Source organism: Mogibacterium timidum ATCC 33093 (assembly GCF_000525775.1).
Classification (GTDB): domain Bacteria; phylum Bacillota; class Clostridia; order Peptostreptococcales; family Anaerovoracaceae; genus Mogibacterium; species Mogibacterium timidum.
In genome coordinates, this window is sequence record NZ_JALU01000002.1 from 13,031 (window position 1) to 32,182 (window position 19,152).

Sequence of the window (19,152 nt, forward strand, 5' to 3'; positions counted from 1 at the left end):
CTTGTAAACAAGGGACTATTCCTCTGTTTCCATTCTTTCCTCTCGATTTTCTGTATTTTGATTTTTACTTTCTTCTCTGCTGTCTATGATTTTCTTGATTTTTTGATTGACTATTTCTTTGAGATTTGGATATGTGATTAGCTGATAAAATTCATCTTTGGTGAAGTCCTTGCTTTCAGTAAAGATACTTTCAAAGACTGCTCCTTTTTCATAAAGCCGTCTATCTCTCTTTTTTCGTTCCTTCTGTTTCTGCTGACTGATAAGTTTTTTCCTTTTGTTTTGTAACTGCTTGATTTCTTCTTCTGTCATTAAAATTTTTTCGTCTATGTTTTTCATCTTCTGTTTTCCTTTCTTTATGTTTTGAGCAAAGAAAAAACAGTAAACCGATTTGATTTACTGTTTCGTAAGCTGCTATACTATTGTTTCTATTTAATTATTTCATTTCGACAAACTGGAATTTGTCTGTCTCAAAACAATTCGTTTATCATTGTCACAAATAAATCCGGTTTCAATAAAACAAGACCTGCATGCCCCAGTTTAGGCAAAACCTTGAATTCTGTTTGCGGAAAATGCTGATTCATGTAGGCGATATCAAGTTTTCGCTCCTTTTCTTCGCCATCGGCATACCAGTAATGCATTTGCGTATCGACCTTCGGAATGGGCTGTGGAATCTTATAGTTGTTGCATGAGTCAAAAGTTCTCCATAACGTTTTTCTACTGGAGCACTTCAAAACATCTGCAACATATTGAAGATCTTCCTTCGAATATTCATCGGTAGCAAAAGCCTTCTCAAGCAAGCGCACTCCACCTGTCCTGCCCAGCATCATCATGAGATAGTCTCTCAAGGCGATAAAGCGTGTGACAAGCCATGGTAGCTGATATGGTGTAATGCCTCCGTCCATAATGCAGTGTCTGATTGGAATAAGTTGTCCAAGCGTTACCATTAAAGCAACGGAGCCGCCCATCGAGCACCCATATACTGCATACAATTCGGCAATCTCTTCAGCCTGAAGCCACTCATTCAATTCGGCAGCGATCTTCTCAATGCTTGTAAAGTCACTTTCATCCTCAGAATCATATCCGGGAAGAGCCGGAATAATCAGATGATATTTGTTTTTGAGAAGCGGAATTAAATGTTCAAAATAATCCCATCTTACAACAGAAGGATGTATCAGCAGAATTGCTTGTTCATTACCTTTTCCAAATTCATGTATATTCATTAGTCTAATCCATCCTGTGTACAAATTCTAATTTACTTCACTCAATACTCATAATATTATACCACTTTTAAGCCATTTTTTCTATATCTACTTTCTGTGGCACTTGACAGTTACTCTGTGGCACTTGACAGTTACCTATAAAGTTAAAGTACACATCAACTTGTTGTTTTCTATATTTGCCTTGTCTTCCTCCTGTCGCTTCGTAGACTACAACTTTTTCTATATACTCATTTATCATTGGTACTGTAAGTTTTTCAATATCTGTATATTTTTCTATCATCTTTAAGAATTTATCGGTATCAACTTTTCTCTGATGATAGCTTTCTATTTCTTGTTCAAAATACTGTATTTGCTTTTCTAAGTCTTGTTGCTCCATATCATAGGTATTAAATAATCTGTCAAAATGTTTTACAGGAATTTTACCAAGTGCGTGGTCTTCATACAGCTTTGTAATGAGTGTTGTTAGCTCTGCATTTCTTGATGACAGTTTTTCTAACTTTTCTTTATCCTCTTGATACTTTTCTTCTCTTTTTTCGTCGGATAACTTGTTCATCACTTTTAGAAACTCTTGCTTTTCTTCTTTTGCAAAGTCTGTGATTTCTTTGATTGATTTTAGGAGAATTTCATTTACTGTTTTTACTTTGATGTAGTGCATACTGCAAGAGCCTTTTCTGTGTCTGTAATGTTGACATACAAAACAATAATCGCAATCGTACTTCTTTTCTTTATGTTCTGCCGGCTCTCTATAGCTTAGCTTTCCTCCACAGTCGGAACAGATTAAAAGCCCTGTGAATGGGTGTGAGGTTGTACCATACTTTGGACTTCTTCTCACTGTTTTTCTTAACCTTTGGGCGTTATTCCATGTTTCTTCGTCAATGATGGCTTCGTGGGTATTTTTGAAGATAATGAGTTCATTTTCTTTTGCCTTTCTTCTTTTTTTGGTTTTATAGTCTAAACTAATTGTCTTTCCTAATACAGTATGCCCCATATATTCTCTTTTTTCTAAGATATAACCTACTGTGGTCGGTGTCCAAAAATATGGGTCTTCTATTCCTCTTTTCTTTGAGCTATGGTTATTTTCGGGATAATGGGTTTCTGCATAGGCTGATGGGATAAGGACTTTGTCTTTGGTTAGTATATCTGCTATCTGTGTTACTCCATATCCCTCTATTACAAGCCTGTAAATGCGTTTTACGACCTTTGCACTCTCTTTATCGACAAGTAGCTCCTGTTTGTTCTTTGGGTTTCTGTAATAGCCGTATGGTACGCTTGGAGATACTCTTTTCCCCTCTTCCATTCTTGCCCTGAAGATAGATTGTATTTTTCTTGATGTATCTCTTGCATACCATTCGTTCATGATATTTAGAAATGGGGTAAAGTCGCTTTCTGCTTGTTTTTCACTGTCTATTCCGTTATTGATGGCGATAAACCTTACTCCCTTTTCTTTGAAAAGTATTTCGGTGTAAAAACCTACTTTGAGGTAGTCTCTGCCAAACCTACTCATATCTTTTACTATCACAGTAGATACTTTGTTTTCTTCTACTGCTTTTATCATTTTTTGAAATCCCTCTCTATCAAAGGTTGTTCCGCTTACTCCATCATCGGTATAGTGATAGATATTTACAAAGCCGTTTCTTTTGGCATAGCTTTCAAGTAGTTGCTTTTGATTGATGATAGAGTTACTTTCTCCTTGAAGCTCATCATCTCGACTTAAACGCTCATAAAGGGCTGTTTGTCCTGTTCTTTTCGTATTTGACATGAGAATTACCTCCTTTCCAAGTTTTATTATTTTCTCTGTCCCTAAAATGTTAATCCTTTAGGATCGGTTACACAATATGACGAGTGCATCTGCATAAGATTCGGTTTTACATAAAATCTCGTTTTTCCACTTCCTGATCCACCGATTACAAGCACATTTTTGTTACGAGCATATTTAGGATTAGCCGGTCTGCCATTCATTGTCAGTCTTTCGGTTTGTGTAAGCAAAATATTATTTTGAAACTTTTCATCCATATATGGCTCTATATCTTTTTTATTTCCCCATCTTGCTGATCCATACTCTTTTCCCTGCCTAAACTTTTTAGCGTTTTTCCCTTTTGTATAGACAACGAATTTGATTAAAGCAGCCATTCCTATACCTATTAAAATATCCGCCGGATGAATACTCGGAAGAAAGCTCATTGTGTTAAGCTCCAATATCCCCTGAAATATTTTATCTATCACATCTCCTCCAACATAGCTTCTTACATGATGGGAAAAGATGTTTCCTAAATAGAAAAATGCAAGATAGGGAATGTTTTGTTTTGCAAACTTTGCCTTATCTTGAACCTTAAATAAGCCTTTGATGTCCTTTAATATCTTATCTATCATAGGCTCTGCTCCTTCTGTTTATTCTTAACTTTATCCTTAGAAACAGAGTTCTTTGCCATTTCCTTGAACTTTTCAATATTCTTATGAATGGACTCCTTTCTTTCCGTTTTCTTTTCTGATTCGGAAAGAGCGTGCTTAAATGCTTTGTCCATAACCTTCATATCTTTAGCTTGAAAGAATACTGAATATTTCCCGCTTTCCTTGTCTTTCATCACAGAAAACTTAACACCATATCTATTCAGCTCTTTTTTCAATTCCTTAAGCTCTGCTTCCTCTACCGGAATTTCTTCAAGCTGTCCTTTTTTAACCATATCTTTGAGTTTTACTTCATTTCCATTGGCATTAACCAGCTTTTCAAGTCCACCAAGTTTTTCTGCCTCTTTCATCAGCTTCTTTAGTAAATCCAATAGAAGTTTCCCTGTTACCTTAGCAGCTCTTACTTCCATATTCAGCGTTTTTCTTGCTATCTCTTCATTGATCAAGTTCTCTCACCTCCATTCAGTAGCCTCTCTTTATTACGAGCCAGCTTATCCTTTTGAATAACCTTTCTAAAATCTTCTCCTACAACCATAACAGGAATACACATCTCTACGATTCGTGAATAAATCCTCTGATACTCCACACTTTCTGTGCAATTTAGAATTGTGTCATAGGAAAGGTTTGTGGTAAAAATAGTCGGTTTTTGTTTTAAGTACCTGTTATTAACAATATTATATACCTGTTCTTTTGCATAACTTGTATCCCTTTCAATTCCTAAATCATCCAAGATAAGAACGGAAGTATTTACAAGAGATTCAATATATGCGTTTTTATCAAGATCAAATCCGCCGTTTTGTAGTTCGTTGATAATCTGTGCAAAATTTCTTATCTTAACCCCTACCTGATATTGTTCAATTAGAGCATTGGCGATAGAACAAGCAAGGTATGTCTTTCCACTACCTACCGAACCATAAAACAAAAGTCCTATATTTTCCTTTTTCATTTCCTCATAATCTTTTACAAAATTCTTGGCAATAATAAGGCTTTGATTTTCTTCTCCCTGATAATTTTCAAAGGTATATGACCACTGAATAACAGAGTTAAAGCAGCTACTCTTTAATCGCTCTATATCCAGCTGCTTTTGTCTTTCTTTTTCTTTTGCTTCTCTATTTCTATCGCATTTACAAGCAGTCTTAAATATCATCTGCTTTCCGAAAAACTCTAATGCTTTCCCATCTTTTCTTTCATTGCACACTTTACAGTATGCATGTCCGTCCTTGATATATTCTTTTTCAGGATCAAAGCTATATTCCACATCTTCTATCATCACTTTTTCTAATTCCTTATTCATAGATGTACTCCTTTGTTATATTCCTCCCATGTAGGGATATTGGATTTTTTCTTACTTCCCTGATCTTTATAAAACCAAGAAAGGATTGTTGCTTTATGGTCTTTATATGTCTTTCCGGTGCTTTTGATATATGCAGATAATCTCTCAATGTAATTTTCAAGCTGTGAGTTCATTATGATTTGTAAATCGGATATATCTTCTGCCGTTAAAAATACATTTTGAAATGTTCCAAGCCCGTTTTCACTAAAACTATATTCTCTCTTACTATACTTACTCTTATTATTCTTTATATAGTTAGAGTCAAGATTTTGAACTTCCTGAAGTTCATTTTCTTTACTTCTGAGGTTAAAATCTTTTACTTCTGAAGTTAAGTTTTCTGACTTCTGAAAGTCATTTTCTTTTACCGCTAATATGCTCATAAAGTCTTTAACATATATGACATTCGGCTTACCAAGCCCAAGCCTTACTCTTTCAATCAGTCCGATTCCTTTTTTCGTATCGAGTTCATCTAATGTTTTTATAGCTGTCGGCTTTGAGATATTTCTTCTTCTCATAATTTCTTCAACAGTAAAATAGATAAATACTCTGCCTTCCTTGTCCACCCAATTATTCTTAAAGGACATTCCTGTTCGTTTCAAAAGCATAGAATAAAGGATAATTGCTTCAGCAGACAGTCCCTTAAATTCTTCTCCGTCTACCAATATTTCAGGTACTTTTAGAAAGTTAAATCTTTCTGCTTCTCTGTTATAGAAATAGTCAAAGTCCATCGCTTCACCTCCTCCCAAAAAAATTGGCAAAGAAAAAGACGATAGTTTTTCTTCTATCGCCTTTGGTAACCATTTGTATGAATTTTTTTAGATTGATTTTATTGCTTCATTGATTCCCTGAAGGAATGCTATAACAGCTGCTCCGACCATCGGTATTCCATAAGGACTTAACAAAAATCCTAATACCAATGCCTCAATGCCAAGTGATATATCTTTTTGCATAAATGATCCTATTGCAGCAACTATACACATCAGCATTAAGAAATACAGAATAGTTGTTCCTATGCCAAGTATAAATGTCAGAAAGGCAGTAAGGATACTCAGCAGCAAGCTGATTGGAAACAAGATTATTTTTATTATCCATCTCATCATTTCTTATTCCTCACTTCCCAATTCATACTTTGTATCTCCACACACCATATCAATGCAAACATTCACATCTATATAATTTTTTAGGACTTTTTTTCGTCCACCTTCGCCATCTTCATTAAAGACATAATGCTTGTAAAACTGCTTAAAATGCAGGATTTTCACGATTTCACTCTTTGTATCAACGCTATGCACTCCACATGCATCGTCGCCACAAACATATCCACCGGTGTTGCCTCTATGAACTCGTATCCCAGCTCGCCCAGCACTTTCACATCTCTTGCCAGCGTACCCGGATCGCAGGACACGTACACTATCTTGTCCATATCACAGCTTGCGGCTGCTCGGAGAAGTGCCTCATCGCATCCCGCGCGCGGTGGATCGAGGATGGCAATTTTTGGAGCAGTTTCGTCGATATAGTCTACGAAAAGTTTATCTTCCTTGTCGAGAAGTCTCGGCATCATCTGTTCTGCACGGCCTGCGTAGTAGCGCGCATTTACAATACCGTTGATTACGGCATTGCGGTTTGCGTCGATAACTGCGTTTTTTACAGATTCTATTCCGATAATCATACCAGCCTCAGATGCCATGCTGAGGCCGATAGTTCCGATGCCGCAGTAGAGGTCAAAGACTGTTTCACCGCCCTTGAGACAGGCATATTCCCTGACCTTGGCATAGAGCTTGATCATCTGCTTAGTGTTGACCTGATAAAATGCAGGTGCGGAAATCTCGAACTTCATGCCGCCTCCAGTTATGTCGGTGACAGTGTTTGAGCCAGCCACAACCTCATAAGCAGTCGCGGTTTCACGGATGTCTTTTGCCTTGTTTACCTCGACAACTACACTCTGCAGGAAGTACGGCTCCTCATCGGTCGAGACCGCATCGATTGCATCGCTGATAGTGTAGATGACCTTTTCGGCATTTGGTAGCTGCTTGGATGTGCCTGTAAATATTAACATCATCTCGCCCGTGCCCTCGCATACCTTGATGGTAAAGCCTCTTAGAAATCCGTTGCCGTGTCTCGCATCGTACACGGAAATCAGTTTGCCTCTTAGGAGTTTGCGGATTGCATTGGCTGCCGCCATTGTTGCGCGCTTCTGGAGGAGACAGTCTGTGCAATCGACTATTTTGTTGCTACCGCGCTTGTTGAAGCCGACGAGCGGGCCGGAGTTCATCATTGCTACCGCAAATTCGGCTTTGTTGCGGTATCTGAACATGGGTTCGTGGACGGCGCTTTCGAAGCTGGTCCCGCTCTCGGCTCCCATCGCATCGGCGGCGCCCGCGATATTTGATTCCGAGTCCTGATTTTCTGATTTAAAGCCTTGATTTTCCAGCTCCGAGCCCTGATCTGTCGTTCCTATATCCGAACCCCGAATATTTGATTCCGAGCTCCTGCCTGTAATTTCTGTATCCGCAACTTCAACTTCGCTATTTTCGCTATTTGATTCCACATTCCGGAATTCAGAATCCGCATACGCCGATTCTGGGGTCATCTCCGAATTACGACTGCTTAATGCCGACTTCCGGCGCTCAAGCACCGCATTTGCGCCCGCAATATTTGATGCTGAATCCGCATATGCCCCTATTACATCCCTGACTGTCGGATTCTCAAGGGCGCCTATACGCTCGAGCTTCATGATTATATTTCTGCGTTTAATTCTGAGCTGCTCTTCATAGGTAAGCTCGAGCATAGAGCAGCCGCCGCACTCCTTGTAGTATGGACACGGCGGCTGCACTCTGGCAGCGGAAGGCTCAAGAAGCTCCACTGTTTCAGCTATAGCGTAGCGCTTCTTGAGCCCGGTGATGCGGGCGCTCACCTTATCGCCCGGAACAGCGCCCATCACAAAGACAGCAAGGCCCGACAGTCTGCCCAGACCCTTGCCATCATCAGTCATATCAGTAATTTCGAGCTCTACTATCTGCCCTTCGAAGACTGCTGCCACAGCAGTCCTATGAATATTGTCACTCATCAGTACCTCTACGATATTGGTTATATCAATCCGTCTGCGCGTCATACCCTTTTCATGTCCTGCGTTAATATCAGATACATTCCTTCAAAACCGCAAGCAGCTCTTCATCCGTGAACTTCTTCACGCAGCCGTCTGTACGGATAGTGGATTTTGCAATCGCCTCAAGGTCAACATCCGCAATTCCCATCTCCGTGAGTGTAGTCGGCAAGCCGATCTCCTTGATGAAATCAGATAAGGCCGTGATAAAGCTCTCTGCAAGCTCCGCTTCGCTCTTTCCGTCAGGGGACACGCCCCAAACCTCTGCTGCCAGCCTTGCGAATTGTCTGTTTGCCTCCGGCATCATGTGGCGGTACAGCACGGGATGCAGCACGGCAAGCCCCCGTCCGTGGTTGCAGTCGGTATACGCTCCCAGCTGATGCTCCAGCATGTGGCACTGGAAATCCGTAACCTTGCCGAGCTTCAGAATTCCGTTTTCCGCCATCGCCGCCGCCCAAACCAATTCGCTCCTTGCCTGCCTGTCAGCCGGATCGATAAGCATTGCTCGGATATTGCGGATGATATTTCTCTGAGTCGCCTCGTTGATCTCGTCCGAATAATTCACTTCACGAGGAGAACCCATATATGTCTCCATGCTGTGAGAGAGAGAATCAAATGCGCCGGAGATCACCTGATTCATAGGCATGGTCATCGTATATTCCGGATCAAGAATCGCAAAATCATAGAACGTTCCCATGACACCGTTCTTCAAGTTCTTCTCTTCATGTGTAATGACCGCGCCGCAGTTCATCTCCGCACCCGTCCCAAAGGCTGTCACAACAGCCCCCATAGGGATAAACTCCATCGGAAAGCGATGTTCGTCAAATTCCATCTTCCAGATATCGGTATCCGACTTTGCCTGTGCAGAAACAATCTTGCAGCAATCAATAACGCTGCCGCCTCCCACAGCAAGGATAAAACCAACATTCTTTTCTTTTGCCAGTCTCGCACCTTCCTGGACTTTGACATAGGTGGGATTGGACATGATGCCTGTGAATTCCACGATCTCTTTTCCGGCTTCCTTCAAAATACCGACCAGCTCGTCATAAATGCCGTTTTTCTTAATGGAACCGCCGCCGTAAGCAAGCATGACGGTCTTTCCTGTTTTTGCCAACTCGGCGGGCAGATTCTTCGTTGCCGCCTTTTCGCCAAAATAAACCTTTGTAGGATAGCTGTAAGTAAATGAATTCATCTTTCCTCCTTTATCCCAGCTTTTCATACTGTGCGTCATCTACTGCCTCGCACCATTCCGTTGAGCCGTTTTCTGAAGGCACTTCAACAGCCAGATGCCGGAACCAGGAATCCTTCCTTGCCCCGTGCCAATGCTTTACGCCTTCCGGAATATTAACCACATCACCCGGATTCAGTTCTACAGGATCTTTCCCCCATTCCTAGTACCAGCCCTGTCCATAAACGCATAACAGCATCTGCCCTCCGCCTTTTTCCGCATGATGAATATGCCAGTTGTTCCGGCACCCGGGCTCAAATGTTACATTGAAAATCGGAACCTGCGAAGAACTGACCGGAGCCAGAAAGCTCCGACCGCTGAAATATTCCGCAAATGCCGTGTTTGGTTTTCCAATCGGAAAAATGGAAAGCTGGGAGGGAATCCCTTCCTCTGTTTCATTACCATAGACCTCCTCAATAATCGGGAAGGTACTCCACGCCTTCGGCCATCCGCAGTAGAACGCAAGCTGCGTCACAATCTCGACGACTTCACTCTTGGTGATCCCATGTTCCTTCCCGAGCACAAGATGCGATTTAAGCTGCGGATACAGCCCCGCGGAAAACAGTGCCGCAATGGTGATCATACTGCGGTCTCTCGCGTTAAGCTCTTCCTCTCTGGACCACACTTCTCCGAAAAGAACATCATCGTTCAATTCCGCGAACTTGGGAGCGAGTGTCCCGAGTCTCTCTCTACCTGCTGTCTGTTTCTTAGCCATTTCTTTATCTTCCTCCTGACAAGGCTCAGTCTTTTGACTGAGCGGCTTTCATCATTTCCTTTCCTGCGTTCCATGCCTGTCCGACTTTTTCGGTCGCCACATAGTAGCCGGACTGGAACTGATCGAAGATCAGAGCGTTCAACTTCATAGGATCAATCTTGCCCTTTTCTCCGAGCACTTTCTCGTCAGCGCTGACATTGACGATTGTTCCGACTACTGCATGAAGATTTTCGGTCTTGACAATTTCTGCAAGCTCACATTCAAGTGCAACGGGGAACTCCGTGATGATCGGTGCGTTCACGTGTGCGCTCTTTTCCGCATGATATCCGGATTTTGCAAACTTGTCCGCCATCTTGTTGCCCGTGGCAATGCCGTAGTAATCCGCCGCGTCCATGTGCTCTCTGTCCGCAAGGCTGACGGTGAACGCTTCTGTCTTCCTGATCGCCTTGGTTGTAGCGTGATCTTTATTGATAAAGAGAGCAATCTTGTCCATGCCGCAGATCATACCCCATGCGGCGTTCATTACCTGCACGGTGCCGTTTTCATCATATGCCGTTACCATCAGAACCGGCATCGGGAACACTGCAGGCTGTTTTCCTAAATCTTTTCTCATTTTAAGTTTACCTCCGTATTTTTCCTTTTCATTTTCAGCAGCTTTACGGTATAGTACACACCGCAAACGAATAACACCATGATCGCCGGATAATCGGCAAAGCAGAGTATATCCGGAGAGTATATCCGGCTCACTGTAATCTGGGAATGCGAATATCTTACCTGTCTCACAGCCTCATACCCTTGCTCCATCAATGAAGATTCAGCACGAACTTCACAAATTCCGGATCATCGTGGTTGACGATCTCGCTGTGTCCCAGATCTTTCGCAGCGACCTTTGCCATCTCTTCGTCGGTCAGTGCAAAGTCCCAGATATCAATATTCTGCTCCATGCGCTCCACATGAACGGACTTCGGAATGATTGATACGCCGCGCTGTACATTCCAACGAAGTGCGACCTGCGCCGCGCTCTTGCCGTACTTATCTCCGATTTCCGTAAACTCCGAATCGGTGAAGATACCGTGCTTACCCTCTGCCAGAGGTCCCCATGCCTGCGGAACTACACCATAAGCCTTCATATTCTCCAGAGCTGCTTCCTGTGTAAAGAACGGATGAAGCTCTACCTGATTGACGGCGGGAGTCACCTCTACCGTCTCGCAGAGATTCGCGAGAATCGCCGGATAGAAATTCGCCACGCCGATTGCCTTGGTCAGCCCTTCTCTGTAAGCCCGGGTTATACCCCTGTAAGCTGCGAAATAATCGCCCATCGGCTGGTGCAGAAGGATCAGGTCTACATAATCCATCGCCAATCTGCCGAGGGAGGTCTTTACCGCCTCATAGGCCGCATCCTCGCTCGTCATGTCGCTCACCCACACCTTGGTGGTAATGAAAAGCTCTTCACGGGTTGTCAGTCGATCCGCTATCGCACGTGCAACCCCCTTACCGACAGCCTCCTCATTCGCATAGGCTGCCGCTGTATCCAGCAGCCTATATCCGCTCTTGATGGCGTTGTAAACGACCTCTTCGCACTGTGCGGCATCCGGGATCTGAAATACGCCGAATCCCTCCAACGGCATTTTTGCTCCTGTATTCAGTGTTATATATTCCATTTTACTATCCTCCATTTCTATCAATTCAGGCTTTTTAGCCAGTTTTCTACTGCCTTCTCGGGATTATTCTCCGCGTCTCGCATTTCGACGGGCAGACCTTCGAGCACCCTTGCCCCTGGTGCCAGTTCACGGATAGTCTTGTAAGTCCCGCCATCCTTTGAACCCATGTGAGTGTTAAAAGGTATGATTGTCTTTCCGCTGAAGTCATACTGCTCAAGCAGCGTATAAATGATCATCGGGAAGGTATACCACCACATAGGATATCCTAGATAGATGCGGTCGTAGGCCGTGATATCGATCCTGTTTTTGATCGCCGGGCGCTGATCCTCATCGTGTTCCTTTTTTGCGAGCCTGGTCAGTGCATTGTAATGATCACGATTGCTGTCATAAGGAATGACAGGCTCGATCTCTCTTATATCCGCTCCGGTCTGCTTCGCAATTTCCTCCGCAACGATCTTGGATGTTCCGTACACGGAGAAGTACAGCACCAGTTCTTTTGCCATTTTGGTCTCCTTTCAAATCGCATTATGCGTGACATTTTTAGTTTGCTTTCTTCTGATGCCCTCATTATATGCGGAAAGAGCGCTGGATGCCAACCGGGAGATGATCAATCGAGTAGTCATGTTCGACAGGTCCTTAAGAACCGTGAATCTGGGCTCCTGCGCACCTTTTCCGATCAGTGAGATCATGCCCTTGCTGCAGGAACGGCTTCCCGGGAAAACCCTGTCTGCAGAATTGCAGGACAGCGATGAAAAGCTGATCCGCGGGCTGAAGAACCAAATGTACCAGATTATCATTCTCCATGAAGATCCGGACGATAAAACGCTGTACTGTCAGCGTTTTATGGAAGAAAAGCTGTATATCACAGTATCGGAAGACCATCCCCTGGCAAAGAAAAAGAGCATTTCTTTTGATGATCTGAAAGGACTCCGTATTCCGATGACTGCCGGCATCGGCTTCTGGATGGATATCACGCTCGGACATCTTGCTGCTTCAGACCTGCTAATACAAAGCAGCATGGATGCACTGATGGAGCTGATCGATGCGTCCAACCTTCCGTTCTTCAACTCCGACCGGATGCTTAAAACCGGATATGAGATACCCGGAAGAATCTCCATCCCGATCACGGATCCGGATGCTCATGCCACCTACTGGATTGCCTGCTCGTCATCGGAACAGAAAACTTATCGACCTTTGTTTAATGCGTTAAGAGGAAATCTAATCAGAGGCAAATGATAAAAACGGCAGCTCCCGCTTCGCATCGCTTAGCCGGTTGAGCTGCCTACTGTTTCATATTCAATATAATCACCGATCTCTACAGCGGGGAAACACGTCCTTGCGTTTCTACCTTGCAGCCTCTGCAGTCCGCTCATACACTGCAAACATAACGATTTTACTATTTATCCAGACTCTCCGCTATCTCCTTGAGCTTGGCGAAGCGTTTGCTTACGCCCGGTTTCTTGATCGGAGGTCTGAGCGCTTCCCCTATATCGGTTAGACTTGCTCCGGGCAGCTCCAGTCTGAGCTGTGCCGTCTCGCGTAGCACCGGATCGAGGTTATCCAACCCCAGCTTCGCATCTATCAGTTCAATATATTTGATCTGCTGCTCGGCCGCCGATAAGGTCCTGTCCACATTGGCATTGTCGCAATTTGAAATGCGATTGACCTCGCGCCTGAGACCTCTGCCAATCCTGATATTCTCAAACTCCAGCATCGCCTCGTTGGCACCCATGATTCCGAGCATATCACTGATATACTCGGCTCGCTTCATGTATACGACGTGCTCTTCTCCGCGTTCAATCAGACCTGCGGAGAGATCTACAAAGCTGCCTATGAGCCTCTTCAGATCCTGTGCCACCTGAGAGCTGTTCAGCACGAACTCCAGATGATAGCTCTTCCGCGGATCTGACATGGTACCTACACCGAGGAACAATCCTCTGAGATACGCCTTCTTGCAGCATTTATTCCTGATTATCGGCTGATAGATACCGTCGCTGAGAAAATCATTCCCCTCTTTTATGAGGATCATTCCAGTCTCACGCAATATCTGTAAGCTCTTTTCATCCGGTCTTATCACCAATGAATATCTGTATCTGTAGCTGCCACGCGCCTTGCCCGGCACCTGTGAATTGCCGACTTCTATGCCGGCATTGCTTCCGAAATACTCCCTTATCAAGGTCTTGTAGTGCCTCGCAATTGCGGGGTTCTCCGTAGATGCGACAATGGTAAATTTGCCGCCGCCTACAAGTCTAAGGCTGCCGGCAACTCTGAGGAAACCGGTTATCTCTGCGAGCATGCAGCACTTCTTGGTCGGAACGACGCGCGCCAGCTCGCCCTTAGTCTGTGATGAAAATGACATCTACTTTTTGCTGTCTCCCTTCGCGATAAAATCGAGGTCACGATGCGTCACGGTAACTCGGAAACCGTCCGCCTTGAACAGCTCCGCCATCTTATTTGCAATAGCAACCGACCTATGATGACCACCCGTGCATCCAAATGCGACATTCAAATGATATTTCCCCTCGTGAATGTACCCGGGGATCAGCTCCTTAATCAGCGCATGATATCTGTCGACAAACTCGTTTGCCAGCTCGGACTTGAAGACGTAGTTGACGATTTTCTTGTTATTGCCGGTCAACGGCTTGAGGCTCTTGATGTAATATGGATTGGGGATAAACCTGACGTCGACCATTATGTCGGACTCGCTGGGAATGCCGTACTTGAAGCCGAACGAAGTGACGTTGATATTGAACTGATTGCCCTTGCTTCCGAGGAATATGCGAGTCATAGCCATATTGAAATCGGCAACCTTCATGGTGCTGGTATCGATGATATAATCGGCCTTCTTGCGCACGCTCTCCAGTCTTGCGCGCTCATCTTCAATTATCGACTGGTTGACCTTGCCGGGCGCGAGCGGATGATGTCTCCTCGTCTCATTGAATCTTCTGACCAAGGTTGGTGTTGAAGCATCTACAAAGAACACCGCGCTCTCGATATCCTCCTGCTTCTTGAGCTGGTCGATCACCTCGACTAAATCGGAGAAAAACTCACCTCCGCGTATATCCGCCACGAAAGCGATTTTATCCATACCATTTGCCTTGGACAAATCTACAAAATTCATCACAAGCTTGGGTGGCATATTATCTATGCAGTAGAAGCCTTGATCCTCAAGCCAATCTGCGGCCTTGGTCTTGCCTGCCCCCGACATACCTGTAACTATGATAATTTTCATACTCTACCTCTTCTCAATATTTACAATCCGCTCAAGATCGAGCCCGGCCTCGATTGCTCGTTCCACCCCGGCTATGTAGTTTCCGACTTTGTCAGGCACATGCGCGTCGCTGCTGATTGCAAACTTCACGTCGTAATTTGCAGCAATCCTAATCTCCTCAGCTGTGAGGTGAGTGTGCCTGGTACTGATCTCCATCAGGGTGTCGGTTTCCTCGCACGCCTTGCAAAGTGCCCTCATGTCGAACGGTCCCTTATCGCCGGGATGAGTGAGCAGAAATATGTCATTTTCATAGAGCGCTCTGAGCGCCATATCGGTATTCTTGTTGCGCAGCTGCGCTGTGCTTCCCGCCGGAAGTCCGGCGTGCCAATAGATGTAGTTTGTAGTCATGTATCCGCGTGGAAGTCCGTAGTGATACCCGGCATTGACGATATCGAACCGGTCGAACTCATCCTTGCTGACATCCAGGCCGTTAGCCGTGTTAACTATGTTAGCTTCCACTCCGAGGATGACCTTGACGTTAGGAAACTTCCTCATCGCTACCTCTATATCCGCACGCATCGCCGGAAGCTTGCTCATCTTGAGACCGTAGAATTTGTGACCCGGACCATGATCCGTAATCGCAAGCTCGCGCAGTCCTTTCGCGGAAGCGGAGGCGACATTTTCAAGAACTGTACCCTTGCCATGCGCATATATCTTGCCGTGCGAATACCTCGTATGCGTGTGGTAATCCGCAGTTAATCCATATAGCTTCTTAATGTTGTTTTCCATCTGATTATCTATTTCCTCTTTCCAGGCTGCCCCATGCCTAAACGCCTTCCGGCTTCGGCTCGGCATCTATAATCCTCACCTCGGGCTCCAGCTTGATCCCCGAACTTTCCTCAACCTCTCTAGTCACAATGCCGATAAGCTCCCTGACATCCTTGGAGGTCGCCGCCCCGACATTGATAATAAAACCTGAATGCTTCTCCGACACCTGTGCACCACCGACTGTCCTACCCTTGAGTCCGGCATCTTCAATCAGGGCTGCGGCATATCCTCCCACAGGTCTCTTGAAGGTGCTGCCGGCGCTTGGAAAGTTGACAGGCTGCTTGGTTCTGCGCTTATCAGCCAGCTCGTCCATTCTGTCTGCAATCACTTTCTTGTCCGCCTTTTTAAGACTGACCCTTGCAAAAAGTGCAATATCTTCGATTTTCTGCAACACACTATTTCTGTATGCAAAATCCATCTCTCGGCCTGACAGCTCATACACTGTGCTTCCATCCGCTTTCATCAAAGTCACGCTCTTGACCACATCCCTCATCTCTCCGCCGTACGCACCGGCGTTCATGAACAGCGCGCCCCCAAAGGTTCCCGGAATCCCCGATGCGAACTCAAGACCGCTGAGCCCATTATCTCTTGCAAAATTAGCAGTGCTCGACAGCATCCGCGCCGCGCCGACTCTAAGCTCCTCATCGTCACACGGCAGCACCTCGATGTGCTCAAATTTGCCCCCGAGCTTGATGATCACTCCGCGGTATCCATCGTCATCAAAGAGCAGATCCGAACCGTTACCAATCAGCAGATGTCTGACATTCTGACTGTCCAGCAGTCTGAGTAAATCGCTCAGCTCCTCTTCATTGCACACGATGACAAATACATCGGCAGTACCACCGATTCGGAAGGAAGTATGCTGTGCCATAGGCTCATCTGTCCTAATCCGGACATCCGGAACAATCTTGCGTATGCTATTTATTATGTTTATGCTCGACATATTCATCTTCAAAAAGTTCTCCTTGTTCAATACCGAACTTTGCATAATCCGTATATGATCTGACGTCTATCTCCTTGTTGCGCTTCTTGAGCTTGTTATTTGTAAGCTTTCCGGCATACCTGTATATTACCGCGAACACCGGTACTCCAAGAGCCATCCCCAGAAATCCGAACAATCCGCCGCCGATGAGAACTGCGATCAGTACCCAAAAGCTGCCGATTCCGATTACGCTTCCGACGATCTTAGGCCCGATTACATTGCCATCGAGCTGCTGGATAACCAGTATCATGATGATGAAATACCCTGCCTTGACCGGATCCTCGAGCAGCAGCAGGCAAATCGAAGGAATTGCTCCCAGAAACGGTCCAAAGAACGGAATTACATTGGTAACTCCAACGATTACTGCAATCAGCAAGGCTAACGGCATGTGGAATATGAGCATGCACACATAGGTGATGATTCCGATTATAATTGCATCAAGAATTCTACCGACAATAAATCCGATAAAGGTTTCGTTGATAATCTTGGCAAACTCATAGAGATTCCTCGCCTTTTGCTCGGAGCAGGTTGCCGCGACAATCTTGCGAGCGCCTGCGAATATTGTCTCCTTGTAGTTGAGAAGGTATATAGAAATCAGGATTCCGATAAACAGGTTTGCCCCACCTCTCACGACATTGATAATCTGCGTAGATACGAGGCTGGCCAGATTCTGGAAGTTATCCTTCAGGATGTTCTCCCTAATCCAGTCTATAATCTCGTTAGTCCCCGCATTAGCTGCTTCGTTGATCCATTTCACAACCTGGGGGAAGCGCTGCAGATGTTTTGTCGACCACGACGTGAAGTACGCAAGCTTCTCCGGCATGGTGTTCATCAGATTGACAATGCTCATGATTATCTGCGGTATTACAAAATATCCGATCAGAGCAAAGAATGCGACTATCAGAAGGATTGAAATCGTGCTCGCCCCTATCTTAGCTATAGCAAGATTGCGACGCATCTGAACAGTTATATCCTCTGCCGGCATACGGCGTCCGCCGGCAAGCTTCATGCAGACCGGCTCGTCACATGTTCCTTCTGCTACCCTGACGGTTCCCTTGAGCTTGGTATATATGACCTTGACCAGCTTATTATATATCGGGCATAGCAGGAATGCGATAAATACGCCTATATATACCGGCATCAGGGTCTTGTTGACGATTTCAATGCCTTTGGTAAATTTCGTCTTATTGAGCACGTTGAACAGCATGATCAACACGGAACCGCTGACCACAAGTGCAATTGAAGCCTTGATATAGGGACTTTTTACAAATTTCCTTAACAAGATTCTACCTCTCTATTCGTTTACACTTACACATAATTATATTACTATAAAAACGACGTCATTTGTGTTCTATCTTTGTGAAAATACACGTCAATCACGCAAACACCGCTCAATATTACATATTTCTATTTGAAGTAAATTAGCTGCGCTGTTATCATAGTGATGTATTTTATTTATATTATGAATTCGGAGGTATCGTACGATGAGACTAGATGCAGCAGGCAAGGCATGCCCAATCCCTGTAATCATGGCAAAAAAGGAACTGGACAACGGCACTCAGAGCCTCGAGATTATCGTTGACGGACAGACACAGATCGATAACCTGGAGAGACTCGGTAATACATACGGCAGACCAATCAGCACCAGCCCGAATGGCGACAAGTTCCTCGTAAGCTTTGCTGATGGAGACGGCAAGATTCCTGAAGCTGCAAACAGCTTTAAGGACGACAGCTATGCCGTATTCTTCAACAAGGCAGCCGTTGGAAGCGGAGATGCAGAGCTCGGACTAAACCTGGCCAAGATGGCTATCTACACGCTGTCCGAATCTGAAAATATTCCGACCTACGTTCTGTTTATGAACGATGGTGTCAAACTGACAACAGGAATTGAGCCACAGATCATTGACAATCTGAACACTCTTATTGAAAAGGGAGCTAAGGTTCTCGTTTGCGGAACTTGCCTCAACTTCTTCGGGATTAAGGATGATTGCAAGATTGGAACTGTAAGCAACATGTTCGACATACTCGGAGCGATGCAGGCTGTGTCCAAGGTTATCACTCTGTAACACCGGAGCAACGTTTATGACTGAAGAATATTTCCTGTATACTTTCGAGTCAACACACGGAGCTATCGCTACCGAGAAGCTGTTAAAGCCGATCGGTTGTACAGTAATGCCTGTCCCTCGTCACATCTCGACAAGCTGCGGCATCGCTGTGAGAGTAGAGAATGACAAATTTGCCAGTTCAAAGCGGACCTTCCTCGGCAAGACCGACCTCACACCTGAAGAATATCACGTATATCATATTAATGATGACAGGTCAGATAGAGACCACGGCTTCAGGTTTGAGTTGGTAGAGCTATAGCACTCGTCATGACCGGGGATTAATAATCGAGACAAGAAGAGGAGGCTGCAAGCATCGTTTGCAACCCCCTCTTCGCTTAACATTGCAGGCAGATTTTCCGA

At 44.7% G+C, this 19,152-nt stretch carries 22 protein-coding genes and 1 pseudogene; 3 read left to right on the forward strand and 20 right to left on the reverse strand.

All coding sequences use genetic code 11. The features are described 5' to 3' along the window. Positions 1-15: 15 nt before the first annotated feature. The 15 genes and pseudogenes from HMPREF0581_RS00195 to HMPREF0581_RS00265 form a co-directional block, all read right to left on the reverse strand. Positions 16-336 carry a DUF3847 domain-containing protein gene (locus HMPREF0581_RS00195; RefSeq protein WP_036379254.1) on the reverse strand — a complete coding sequence of 107 codons (321 nt, stop codon included), beginning with the start codon at positions 334-336 and terminating at the stop codon, positions 16-18. 131 nt (positions 337-467) lie between these two features. Then, on the reverse strand, positions 468-1,220 hold the full coding sequence (locus tag HMPREF0581_RS00200; protein WP_023353701.1) for an alpha/beta fold hydrolase: 753 nt from the start codon (positions 1,218-1,220) through the stop codon (positions 468-470). A 67-nt stretch (positions 1,221-1,287) separates the two neighbouring features. Beyond that, entirely contained in the window at positions 1,288-2,979 is a 1,692-nt protein-coding gene (locus tag HMPREF0581_RS00205; protein ID WP_036379258.1) for a recombinase family protein, read from the reverse strand. 53 nt (positions 2,980-3,032) lie between these two features. Further along, positions 3,033-3,590 (reverse strand): annotated as a pseudogene (locus tag HMPREF0581_RS00210) (type IV secretory system conjugative DNA transfer family protein); the annotation flags it as partial. Continuing rightward, positions 3,587-4,072 carry a PcfB family protein gene (locus HMPREF0581_RS00215; RefSeq protein ID WP_036379262.1) on the reverse strand — a complete coding sequence of 162 codons (486 nt, stop codon included), beginning with the start codon at positions 4,070-4,072 and terminating at the stop codon, positions 3,587-3,589. The gene HMPREF0581_RS00215 and the pseudogene HMPREF0581_RS00210, both read right to left, overlap by 4 nt. Continuing rightward, the gene (locus HMPREF0581_RS00220; protein ID WP_036379265.1) at positions 4,069-4,920 is read right to left on the reverse strand and encodes an ATP-binding protein; all 852 of its coding nucleotides are present in this window, start codon (positions 4,918-4,920) and stop codon (positions 4,069-4,071) included. Before HMPREF0581_RS00220 ends, HMPREF0581_RS00215 begins: the two co-directional genes overlap by 4 nt. After that, positions 4,917-5,687: a replication initiator protein A gene (locus HMPREF0581_RS00225; RefSeq protein ID WP_036379268.1), complete on the reverse strand. Its 771-nt coding sequence runs from the start codon at positions 5,685-5,687 to the stop codon at positions 4,917-4,919. Before HMPREF0581_RS00225 ends, HMPREF0581_RS00220 begins: the two co-directional genes overlap by 4 nt. Positions 5,688-5,774: 87 nt before the next feature. Continuing rightward, positions 5,775-6,056 (reverse strand): CD1845 family protein, encoded by a 282-nt coding sequence (locus HMPREF0581_RS00230; RefSeq protein ID WP_005541379.1) that lies wholly within the window; start codon positions 6,054-6,056, stop codon positions 5,775-5,777. A gap of 161 nt (positions 6,057-6,217) precedes the next feature. Next, on the reverse strand, positions 6,218-8,071 hold the full coding sequence (rlmD, locus tag HMPREF0581_RS08145) for a 23S rRNA (uracil(1939)-C(5))-methyltransferase RlmD (protein WP_051426852.1): 1,854 nt from the start codon (positions 8,069-8,071) through the stop codon (positions 6,218-6,220). Between the two features lie 25 nt (positions 8,072-8,096). Beyond that, positions 8,097-9,254 carry an iron-containing alcohol dehydrogenase gene (locus tag HMPREF0581_RS00240; protein WP_036379270.1) on the reverse strand — a complete coding sequence of 386 codons (1,158 nt, stop codon included), beginning with the start codon at positions 9,252-9,254 and terminating at the stop codon, positions 8,097-8,099. Between the two features lie 10 nt (positions 9,255-9,264). Beyond that, positions 9,265-9,414, reverse strand: coding sequence for a cupin domain-containing protein (locus HMPREF0581_RS08995; protein ID WP_330371629.1), 150 nt, complete (start codon positions 9,412-9,414; stop codon positions 9,265-9,267). Between the two features lie 39 nt (positions 9,415-9,453). After that, positions 9,454-10,005, reverse strand: a complete 552-nt coding sequence (locus HMPREF0581_RS08430) for a carboxymuconolactone decarboxylase family protein (RefSeq protein WP_330371630.1) — start codon at positions 10,003-10,005, stop codon at positions 9,454-9,456. 25 nt (positions 10,006-10,030) lie between these two features. Next, positions 10,031-10,618 (reverse strand): flavin reductase family protein, encoded by a 588-nt coding sequence (locus HMPREF0581_RS00250; protein ID WP_036379273.1) that lies wholly within the window; start codon positions 10,616-10,618, stop codon positions 10,031-10,033. A 190-nt stretch (positions 10,619-10,808) separates the two neighbouring features. Next, positions 10,809-11,666, reverse strand: coding sequence for an aldo/keto reductase (locus HMPREF0581_RS00260; protein ID WP_036379276.1), 858 nt, complete (start codon positions 11,664-11,666; stop codon positions 10,809-10,811). A gap of 20 nt (positions 11,667-11,686) precedes the next feature. Beyond that, positions 11,687-12,169, reverse strand: a complete 483-nt coding sequence (locus HMPREF0581_RS00265) for a flavodoxin (RefSeq protein WP_036379278.1) — start codon at positions 12,167-12,169, stop codon at positions 11,687-11,689. A 100-nt stretch (positions 12,170-12,269) separates the two neighbouring features. Here HMPREF0581_RS00265 and HMPREF0581_RS00270 point away from each other — a divergent pair, with 100 nt between their 5' ends. Next, positions 12,270-12,902, forward strand: coding sequence for a substrate-binding domain-containing protein (locus tag HMPREF0581_RS00270; RefSeq protein ID WP_169731136.1), 633 nt, complete (start codon positions 12,270-12,272; stop codon positions 12,900-12,902). 160 nt (positions 12,903-13,062) lie between these two features. On the opposite strand, the gene whiA is transcribed toward HMPREF0581_RS00270, so the two are convergent. Genes whiA through HMPREF0581_RS00295 form a run of 5 tightly spaced genes read right to left on the reverse strand, consistent with a single transcriptional unit; the run spans position 13,063 to position 17,969 of the window. Then, complete coding sequence (gene whiA, locus HMPREF0581_RS00275; RefSeq protein WP_009643748.1) at positions 13,063-14,025, reverse strand: DNA-binding protein WhiA; 963 nt, start codon at positions 14,023-14,025, stop codon at positions 13,063-13,065. Next, a complete protein-coding gene (rapZ, locus tag HMPREF0581_RS00280; protein ID WP_009643740.1) occupies positions 14,026-14,898 on the reverse strand; it encodes an RNase adapter RapZ in 873 nt (290 codons plus the stop codon). A 3-nt stretch (positions 14,899-14,901) separates the two neighbouring features. Then, positions 14,902-15,732 carry a PHP domain-containing protein gene (locus HMPREF0581_RS00285; protein ID WP_083844310.1) on the reverse strand — a complete coding sequence of 277 codons (831 nt, stop codon included), beginning with the start codon at positions 15,730-15,732 and terminating at the stop codon, positions 14,902-14,904. Continuing rightward, on the reverse strand, positions 15,704-16,654 hold the full coding sequence (gene murB, locus HMPREF0581_RS00290; RefSeq protein WP_009643762.1) for a UDP-N-acetylmuramate dehydrogenase: 951 nt from the start codon (positions 16,652-16,654) through the stop codon (positions 15,704-15,706). The genes HMPREF0581_RS00285 and murB overlap by 29 nt, the downstream gene beginning before the upstream one ends. Beyond that, positions 16,623-17,969, reverse strand: a complete 1,347-nt coding sequence (locus HMPREF0581_RS00295) for an AI-2E family transporter (RefSeq protein ID WP_009643729.1) — start codon at positions 17,967-17,969, stop codon at positions 16,623-16,625. The genes murB and HMPREF0581_RS00295 overlap by 32 nt, the downstream gene beginning before the upstream one ends. 202 nt (positions 17,970-18,171) lie before the next feature. On the opposite strand from HMPREF0581_RS00295, the gene yedF reads away from it, so the two are divergent. Beyond that, positions 18,172-18,753, forward strand: a complete 582-nt coding sequence (yedF, locus tag HMPREF0581_RS00300; RefSeq protein WP_009643778.1) for a sulfurtransferase-like selenium metabolism protein YedF — start codon at positions 18,172-18,174, stop codon at positions 18,751-18,753. A 16-nt stretch (positions 18,754-18,769) separates the two neighbouring features. Beyond that, positions 18,770-19,051 carry a DUF3343 domain-containing protein gene (locus HMPREF0581_RS00305; protein ID WP_009643775.1) on the forward strand — a complete coding sequence of 94 codons (282 nt, stop codon included), beginning with the start codon at positions 18,770-18,772 and terminating at the stop codon, positions 19,049-19,051. Positions 19,052-19,152: the final 101 nt, after the last annotated feature.